Source organism: Blautia hansenii, from assembly GCF_013304445.1.
Lineage (GTDB): Bacteria > Bacillota > Clostridia > Lachnospirales > Lachnospiraceae > Blautia.
Genome location: NZ_JAAITA010000040.1, coordinates 1 through 9,131, shown reverse-complemented (window position 1 = coordinate 9,131; position 9,131 = coordinate 1). Strand labels below are relative to the sequence as shown.

9 protein-coding genes and 1 pseudogene are annotated in these 9,131 nt (G+C 46.4%); 9 read left to right on the top strand and 1 reads right to left on the bottom strand.

Features of this window, described 5'->3' with window-relative positions; translation table 11 throughout:
• Window positions 1-396 precede the first annotated feature (396 nt).
• From G5A70_RS15175 to G5A70_RS15135, 9 genes are all read left to right on the top strand, one after another.
• A complete protein-coding gene (locus G5A70_RS15175) occupies window positions 397-1,476 on the top strand; it encodes a 6-phosphofructokinase (RefSeq protein WP_173750297.1) in 1,080 nt (359 codons plus the stop codon).
• Between the two features lie 21 nt (window positions 1,477-1,497).
• Window positions 1,498-3,150, top strand: coding sequence for a DNA polymerase III subunit gamma/tau (gene dnaX / locus G5A70_RS15170; protein WP_173750296.1), 1,653 nt, complete (start codon window positions 1,498-1,500; stop codon window positions 3,148-3,150).
• An 11-nt stretch (window positions 3,151-3,161) separates the two neighbouring features.
• Entirely contained in the window at window positions 3,162-3,518 is a 357-nt protein-coding gene (locus tag G5A70_RS15165; protein ID WP_173750295.1) for a YbaB/EbfC family nucleoid-associated protein, read from the top strand.
• A 30-nt stretch (window positions 3,519-3,548) separates the two neighbouring features.
• Window positions 3,549-4,148: a recombination mediator RecR gene (gene recR / locus G5A70_RS15160; protein WP_173750294.1), complete on the top strand. Its 600-nt coding sequence runs from the start codon at window positions 3,549-3,551 to the stop codon at window positions 4,146-4,148.
• A complete protein-coding gene (locus G5A70_RS15155) occupies window positions 4,145-5,245 on the top strand; it encodes a LacI family DNA-binding transcriptional regulator (RefSeq protein WP_173750293.1) in 1,101 nt (366 codons plus the stop codon). Before recR ends, G5A70_RS15155 begins: the two co-directional genes overlap by 4 nt.
• 231 nt (window positions 5,246-5,476) lie before the next feature.
• On the top strand, window positions 5,477-6,130 hold the full coding sequence (fsa, locus tag G5A70_RS15150) for a fructose-6-phosphate aldolase (RefSeq protein ID WP_173750292.1): 654 nt from the start codon (window positions 5,477-5,479) through the stop codon (window positions 6,128-6,130).
• A gap of 69 nt (window positions 6,131-6,199) precedes the next feature.
• Window positions 6,200-7,039, top strand: a complete 840-nt coding sequence (locus tag G5A70_RS15145) for a transketolase (protein ID WP_173750291.1) — start codon at window positions 6,200-6,202, stop codon at window positions 7,037-7,039.
• Window positions 7,027-7,965, top strand: coding sequence for a transketolase family protein (locus G5A70_RS15140; protein WP_173750290.1), 939 nt, complete (start codon window positions 7,027-7,029; stop codon window positions 7,963-7,965). Before G5A70_RS15145 ends, G5A70_RS15140 begins: the two co-directional genes overlap by 13 nt.
• A gap of 118 nt (window positions 7,966-8,083) precedes the next feature.
• Window positions 8,084-8,791, top strand: a complete 708-nt coding sequence (locus G5A70_RS15135) for a phosphohydrolase (RefSeq protein WP_226853754.1) — start codon at window positions 8,084-8,086, stop codon at window positions 8,789-8,791.
• Between the two features lie 26 nt (window positions 8,792-8,817).
• Here the strand turns inward: G5A70_RS15135 and yyaC are convergent.
• Window positions 8,818-9,063, bottom strand: a pseudogene (gene yyaC, locus G5A70_RS16170) (spore protease YyaC); the annotation flags it as partial.
• Window positions 9,064-9,131: the final 68 nt, after the last annotated feature.

Genomic DNA, 9,131 nt, shown 5'->3' with positions numbered 1-9,131 from the left:
GAAGAGGAAGCAGTATCAATTTAATATAGCAATTATTTAATATTCGTTATACTAGATACGTTGATTCAGAATCATGACAGTGTGCTTAGTCTTACAGCAATGAATATGCCGGGAGACTGGAAGGCACATTTGAGTATATAAGAGCAGTTAGACTGCATATAATATTAGAACAGACCTAATCAAGCATATCATGCTCAAACCGATTAGGCTTTCGGCGAAGTGTTACGATAAGCACTTCGCCATTTTCATATTCGGTAAAGTGAATATTATGTGATTATGAAGCAGAAAAACTTTCAGTTGTTCCCCTCCCGAAAATATTATATAATAATTCCAGCACGAAAATTACGAACCTTAGAAACACCCATAGATAAAAATTCAGAATAGGAAGTGGAATTTATGAAGAGAATCGGTTTACTGACAAGCGGCGGCGACTGCCAGGCTTTAAATGCCACCATGCGCGGCGTGGTAAAAGGGCTCAGCACTAATCTGGAAGAACTGGAAGTTTACGGATTTGATGACGGCTACAAAGGACTGATTTACGGCAATTACAGAATGCTGTCCTCCGGAGATTTCTCCGGTATCCTCACCAGAGGCGGCACCATTTTGGGAACTTCCCGCCAGCCTTTCAAATTAATGCGTGTGCCGGACGAAAAAGGTCTGGACAAGGTAGAGGCCATGAAACAGACATATCACAAGCTGCGTCTGGACTGCCTGGTTATTCTGGGCGGAAACGGCACACAGAAAACAGCGAACCTGTTGAGAGAAGAAGGACTGAATATCATTCATCTCCCCAAAACCATCGACAACGATATTTGGGGCACAGACATGACCTTTGGCTTCCAGAGCGCTGTGGATATTGCCACAGATGCCATTGACTGTATTCACACCACAGCAGCGTCCCACAGCCGTGTGTTTATCGTAGAAGTTATGGGACACAAAGTGGGCTGGCTTACCCTTCATGCAGGAATTGCAGGCGGTGCAGATATCATTCTGATTCCTGAAATTCCGTACGACATTGACAGAGTTGTGGAAGCCATTAACAAGAGAAACCGGGCTGGAAAAGGATTTACCATTCTGGCAGTCGCGGAAGGCGCTGTTTCCAAAGAAGACGCCAAGCTGACAAAGAAAGAATTAAAGAAAAAACAGGAAGAATACAGAAAGAAATATCCATCCATTGCTTACCGATTAGAAGATGAACTGCAGAAAAAGCTGAATCTGGATGTCCGCATTACGATTCCGGGACATATGCAGAGAGGCGGAAGTCCCTGTCCTTATGATCGTGTGCTTTCCACCAGACTGGGTTCTGAGGCTGCCAAGCTGATTCTGGAAGAGGACTATGGCTACATGGTAGGCATGATTAACGGCAAGGTGAAAAAAGTGCCTCTGGGAGAGTGTGCAGGCAAGCTGAAAATGGTATCTCCCACCGATCAGCTGGTAGCAGATGCAAAGCGTATCGGTATCAGTTTTGGAGATTAATGCAAAAAGGAGATTTTATAAATGGGCTATACAGCTCTTTACCGTAAATTCCGCCCTCAGAACTTTGAAGACGTAAAAGGGCAGGAACATATTGTAACAACGTTGAAAAATCAGATAAAAGCTGATAGAATCGGACATGCGTATCTTTTCTGCGGAACCAGAGGTACCGGTAAAACCACGATTGCCAAAATTCTGGCAAAAGCGGTAAACTGTGAGCATCCGGTAGACGGGAGTCCCTGCAACGAGTGTGCCACATGCCGGGCCATTAACGAAGGTACGTCCATGAATGTTATCGAGATTGACGCGGCGTCCAACAACGGTGTGGACAACATCCGGGAAATCCGGGAAGAGGTGGCCTACCGTCCCACACAGGGAAATTATAAAGTGTACATCATCGACGAGGTGCATATGCTGTCTACAGGTGCGTTTAACGCCCTGTTAAAAACGCTGGAAGAGCCGCCCTCTTATGTGATGTTCATTTTGGCAACCACAGAAGCCCACAAGATTCCCATTACGATTCTGTCCCGGTGCCAGCGATATGATTTCCGTAGGATTACTGCGGATACCATTTCCGCCCGTCTGATGGAACTCATGGACAAAGAAGGCAATGATGTGGAGGAAAAGGCCATCCGCTATATTGCAAAAGCAGCGGACGGTTCCATGCGAGACGCTCTGTCCCTTTTGGACCAGTGTATTGCCTTTTATCTGGGAGAAACGCTTACCTATGAAAAGGTACTGGAAAACCTGGGCGCTGTGGACACAGAGGTGTTCAGCGGGCTTTTGCGCAAAATTCTTGCCCAGGATACCGCAGGGGCCATTAAGATCCTGGAAGACATTATCATTCAGGGCAGGGAAATGGGGCAGTTTGTCACAGATTTTATTTGGTATCTGCGCAACCTTCTTCTGATTGCCACTTCGGACAATGCAGAAGAAGCTGTGGACGCTTCGGCAGAAACCCTGGCCCGCATGAAGGAAGAAAGCCAGATGGCAGATGCGGAGACGCTGATGCGCTATATCCGGATTTTTTCTGAGCTTTCCAATCAGATAAAATACGCGTCCCAGAAGCGGGTACTGGTGGAGATTGCGCTGATTAAGCTGTGCCAGCCGGTTATGGAGACGAATCTGGATTCTCTTTATGACCGGGTGCGGGTACTGGAAGAAAAACTGCAAAGCGGAGCTTTTGTGCAGGGAAATCCAGGTGCGCCGGGCAATTTTAATCCTGGGAACATTCCGGCAGATTTTGGGGCAGGAATGCAGGCGGAGGGATTTTCTCAAACTGCGCAGCCGGAGAAAAAGCCGGAAAAGGCAGCCCCGGAAGATTTGCAGTATGTACGGAAAAACTGGAATTCCATTATCCGGGAAACCAGGGGACTTCTGCAGCAAATGCTTTTGGAGTCCACCCCCAAATACGACGGCAATACAGGAGAACCTGTGCTGTATGTGGAATTTCGGAATTTTCTGGCACAGACCTGCATAGATAATCCTGAGAACCTGGAAATGCTGAAAAACGCAGTCAGGAAAAAAATAGGAAAAGATGTAGAAATTAAAATGATATTAAAAGACAGCGAGTCCGGCAAGAGCCAGGGCGGCCTGTCCGAGATTTCCGTAGACGATTTGCTGGAGCAGAACGTGCATATGGAAATTACAGTAGAAAATATGGAAGAGGATGAATAGGAGGATTTATCATGGCAAAAAGAGGAGGATTCCCAGGCGGTATGATGCCGGGAAACATGAATAATTTAATGAAACAGGCGCAGAAGATGCAGCGTCAGATGGAAGAAAACCAGAAAGCCCTGGAAGAGAAGGAATTTACAGCAGCAGCAGGCGGCGGGGCGGTAGAAGTGACCGTTTCCGGTAAAAAGGAAGTGTTGAAAGTAAAGCTGGCTGAGGAAGTGGTAGACCCGGACGACATTGAAATGCTGGAAGACTTAATTGTGGCAGCCACCAACGAAGCTCTTCGCAAAATGGAAGAAGAATCCGCAGCAGCGATGTCCAAACTGACAGGCGGTCTGGGCGGCTTAGGCGGCGGTTTCCCGTTCTAAGGGAAGCCACAGACCAAAGGAGAAAAAGAGTTGGAATATTACAGCAGTCATATTAACAAATTAATAGAAGAATTTTCAAGATTGCCGGGCATTGGTGCGAAATCCGCACAGCGCCTGGCGTTCCACGTTTTAAACATGCCGAAGGACCAGGTAGAGCAGTTGGCCGGCGCCATTGTCAATGCCAAGGCCAATGTACAGTACTGCAAGTGCTGTTATACCCTTACAGACCAGGAAATCTGTCCTATCTGCAAGAATCCCCGAAGAAACCAGAAAGTTATTATGGTGGTGGAGAATACCAGAGATTTGGCGGCTTATGAAAAAACCGGGAAATTTGACGGGGTTTACCATGTGCTGCACGGCGCCATTTCCCCTATGCTGGGCATCGGGCCTGACGATATCAAGTTAAAGGAGCTTATGCAGAGAATCACCAAAGACGATATTGAAGAGGTCATCATTGCCACCAATTCCAGCCTGGAAGGGGAAACCACAGCCATGTATATCAGCAAACTGATTAAACCCACGGGAATTAAAGTGAGCAGAATTGCCAGCGGCGTGCCGGTAGGCGGAGATTTGGAATATATTGATGAAGTCACACTTTTGAGAGCCCTGGAAGGCAGAGTGGAACTATGAGAAAAAAAGTAACCTCTACGGATATTGCCAAAGCGGCCGGGGTATCCCAGGCCACGGTATCCATGGTACTGAATAAGAAATACAACGTGTCCTTTTCCAAGGAAACCATACAGAAAGTAGAGCAGGCGGCACAGGAGCTGGGGTATACCCTTCCGGGAAGAAAAAACCGGAAAAACAGCAAAAATAGCCGTCTGATTGTAGTGTTCTGTCCCACGCTTACCAACCCTTATTACGTTATGCTTCTGCAGGGAATCGAAACCGTGGCAAAGGAAAAGGGATACGGCGTCTTTGTATGCAACACGCAGCGGGAACTGAAAATCGAAGAGCAGTATCTTCGGATGATGTACAGCGTTTCGCCTGCAGGAATTATTTATACCTGCAATCCCAGCAACGCCTTTATGGAAGAGGTCGAGGAGTTGGCAGAAAAAATTCCTCTGGTGGTTATCAGCAACCGGGATAAAGTGAAAGTCGATGCCATTAATCAGGACAATACCAAGGTGGGACGGCTTATGGCCAGGCATTTGCTGGACTTGGGCCACCGCAAAGTAGCATTTATCGCCCCGCCTCTGACCAAGCGGCAGGAACAGCGTTCCCGGCGTGTGGAGGGCTTTGTGCGGGAATTTGAACGGGCAGGTCTTGGGGAGTCTGTGACAATTAAAGCCGCGGACGACCACTGGGACGAGGTGCTTCCCAGCATTGATTCCGAATACCGTATCGGATACAATCTGACAAAAGAACTGCTGGCAGAGGGCATAGAGGTCACAGCCATTGCAGGCTTAAACGATATGATAGCCTTTGGTATTATTGACGCTCTGCAGGAAGAAAAATATAAGGTGCCGGGAGATGTGTCTGTGCTTGGATGTGACAATATTATTTTTGCGGGTATGTCCCACATGGCTCTTACCACCATTGAACATTTTGTCCCGTTTAAGGGGAGAGACGCCTGCGATATTATTATGCGGAAAATCGAGTCCGCAGGCAGCGCGTATTCCGAAACAGAACCTATCAGCACGTATCATATCGAGTACGAGCCAAAACTCATTGTCCGCAAGACCACAGCCTATGCAAAGCAGAGCGCCAAAAAGAATTTTAATTAAATAAAAAATGAAAAAATATTAATAATAATAGTAGTGTGTGAACCATATGATTCAGCAGAAAAGATGGAAAATAAAAGAAAATACCCGACTATTTGTTTATAAAAACTGCAATTATTAATAAATAAAATGATTAATAAAAACTGCGGCACTTGCAGAGTAAATAATTAAGGGGTACACTGTAAATATCACAAAGAAAAGCGCGCAAAAAGGCGGCAAATGGAGGTATTTATTATGAAATTCTTTATTGACACTGCGAAAGTAGAAGACATTAAAAAAGCAAACGATATGGGCATTATCTGTGGAGTTACTACAAACCCGTCTCTCATTGCGAAGGAAGGCAGAGATTTTAACGAAGTTATCAAAGAAATCGCTTCTATCGTGGACGGACCAATCAGCGGAGAAGTAAAGGCTACTACAACAGACGCAGAAGGCATGATTAAAGAAGGACGTGAAATTGCAGCCATTCACCCGAACATGGTGGTAAAAATTCCGATGACAGTAGAAGGCTTAAAAGCTGTGAAAGTGCTGTCTGCAGAAGGCATCAAGACCAATGTAACCCTGATTTTCTCAGCGAACCAGGCACTTTTAGCGGCAAGAGCAGGAGCAACTTATGTATCTCCTTTCCTGGGCAGACTGGATGATATTTCCACAGACGGAGTAGAACTTATCGAAACCATTGCCGAAATGTTTGCAGTTGCTGACATTCCAACCGAAATCATTGCAGCAAGTGTACGTCATCCAATGCATGTAACACAGTGTGCGCTGGCAGGCGCTGATATTGCGACCGTGCCGTACGCAGTTCTGGAAAAAATGACACAGCACCCTCTGACAGACGCCGGAATCGAAAAATTCCAGAAAGACTACATCGCTGTATTTGGAGAATAATTCAAGGTTGGCATACCTGGTCTCATCTGTTATAATAACATCGAACCGAAAACATTCAGGAGGAAAATAATGAACAAGTTAGAACTTCAGAAGACGGCAAATGAAATCCGTAAAGGGATTGTCACTGCTGTTCATTCTGCAAAAGCCGGACATCCGGGCGGCTCACTTTCTGCAGCCGAGTTATTTACTTATCTGTATTTTGAAGAAATGAATATTGACCCTGAACAGCCAAAGAAAGCTGATCGTGACCGCTTTGTACTGTCTAAGGGCCACACAGCGCCGGGCTTGTATTCCACTCTGGCAAACAGAGGCTATTTCCCGGTAGAAGATTTGAAGACCCTGCGTCATCTTGGCTCTTATCTGCAGGGACACCCGGATATGAAGCACATTCCAGGTGTGGATATGTCCAGCGGTTCTTTAGGCCAGGGAATTTCTGCTGCAGTGGGAATGGCCCTGTCAGCTAAGATGGACGGAGATTCCTATCGCGTATATACACTGTTGGGAGACGGAGAAATTCAGGAAGGACAGGTGTGGGAAGCAGCTATGTTTGCAGGCCACAGAAAACTGGACAACCTGGTTGCCATTGTGGACAACAATGGTCTGCAGATTGACGGAAACATCGCAGATGTATGTTCTCCATACCCAATTGACAAGAAATTTGAAGCATTTAATTTCCATGTTATCAACGTGGAAGACGGAAATGATTTTGACCAGTTAAAAGCAGCTTTTGACGAAGCAAAGACCGTAAAAGGCAAACCGACTGCAATTATTATGAAGACTGTAAAAGGAAAAGATGTTTCCTTTATGGAAAATGAAGCAGGATGGCACGGAAAAGCGCCAAACGATGAAGAATATGCAATTGCAATGGCAGATTTGGAAAAGGTAGGTGAAGCATTATGTCAGAAGTAAAGAAAATCGCGACCAGAGACAGTTACGGAAACGCATTAGTAGAATTAGGTAAAAAATATGACAATCTGGTAGTTCTGGACGCTGACCTGGCAGGTGCAACCAAGACTGGTACTTTCCAGAAAGCTTTCCCGGAACGCCACATTGACTGCGGTATTGCAGAGGCTAACATGATGGGCATTGCAGCAGGCCTTTCCACTACAGGAAAAGTTCCTTTTGCAAGTACCTTTGCCATGTTTGCAGCAGGACGTGCTTTCGAGCAGGTTCGCAACTCTATCGGTTATCCTCATTTAAACGTAAAAATCGGCGCTACCCATGCAGGTATCTCTGTAGGGGAAGACGGCGCTACGCACCAGTGCAACGAAGATATGGCTCTGATGAGAACCATTCCGGGAATGGTGATTTTAAATCCTTCTGATGATGTGGAAGCCAAAGCTGCTGTAGAAGCTGCTTACCTTCACGATGGCCCGGTATATCTGCGTTTCGGCAGGCTGGCTGTGCCGGTTATCAATGACAGACCGGACTACAAGTTTGAAATCGGAAAGGGTATCGTGTTAAGAGAAGGCAAGGACGTAACCGTGTTTGCCACAGGTCTCTGTGTAAATGAAGCGCTTTTGGCAGCAGAAAAGCTGGCAGCAGACGGCATTGACGCAAAAGTTATCAACATTCATACGATTAAGCCTCTGGACGAAGAACTGGTTGTAAAAGCAGCCAAAGAGACTGGCAAAGTGGTAACCGTAGAAGAACATTCCGTAATCGGCGGACTTGGCGGTGCAGTGGCAGAAGTACTTTCTGAAAAAGCGCCTACCAAAATGCTTCGTATCGGTGTCAACGATGTCTTCGGTGAATCTGGTCCTGCAGTAAAACTGCTGGAAAAATACGGACTGGATGCAGAAGGTATTTATAAGAAAATTAAAGAATTTGTATAAGTTCCTGCGGGGAGACTGCGCCATGCGTATTGTGTGGTGCAGTCTCCCCTTTACAAATGAGGAAAAATAGGGTAGAATCGAACTCAACAAAAAAGGTCAACAAAAGGGGAGATTCTGTATGACAAGACGAAAAAATAAGGGGAGAATGAAGAGGGCACATACGGTGAAAGACCCTGGAAATGAAGAATTTTACGAATACATTAAAGATTTGGTACATCACCCCTATGTGCTGAAAATGAAGGAATTTCCACATCACTGTGAGACAAGCTGCTATCAGCATTGTCTGAATGTGGCATATTATAATTACCGAATCTGCAAATTTTTTAACTTAGATGCCAGAAGCGCGGCACGGGCGGGAATGCTGCACGATTTGTTCCTGTATGACTGGCGGGGACACCGGAAGAAGACGGGAGACCCGGTTCATGCCATGACTCATCCCCACCGGGCGCTGCACAATGCAAAGAAATACTTTAAGCTGAACCCTCTTGAGGAGGAGATGATTGTAAAGCACATGTTTCCGGTGACACCCATACCGCCCACCCACTGGGAGACCTGGATTATTACACTGACAGACAAATACTGCGGGACCTGCGAAATCGGGCGGTATTATTACAAAGCCTGGTTTCCGAGAGGCGCGTATCTGTTTATGAAGCGGCTGGTGCGCCGTGTCTTTGGTGCGGATTACCAATATACGGATTACATTCTTCCTTTTGGCAAGGAGGTGGCAGCGGCTGACAGAGGCGCAAATTTTGCAAAGCTGAGAGTCCGTTCCACAGGCCGCTGGACAAAGGGTTCTTCGGGAAAACGGCGGGGCGTAAAATACTGATGATGGGCCAGCAGAATTCCGGAAACAATGGAATCTGCCAGTTGTACCACTGTGGCAAGCCGGGTAGTCTGCAGAAGAAAATTGTCAAAAGTTCCCGATACATTTACAATGCCTGTGATGGAAATATCTCCCACAGGCATTAATTTTTTCCGCACGCCCAGTCCCGGTTCTAAAGCACCCGGGGATATAGTGAGAAACCCCAGATGTTTTCTGGTGCCCAAAGAGGCATCAATAGCCAGGATGAGGCCGTGAGGATGCTGCTGCTGCAGCATTTCCACGGTCTCGTTGTGTCAGCAATGAAATAAACCACCTGCTATGCGGGTGGTGGGAGAAATCTTTA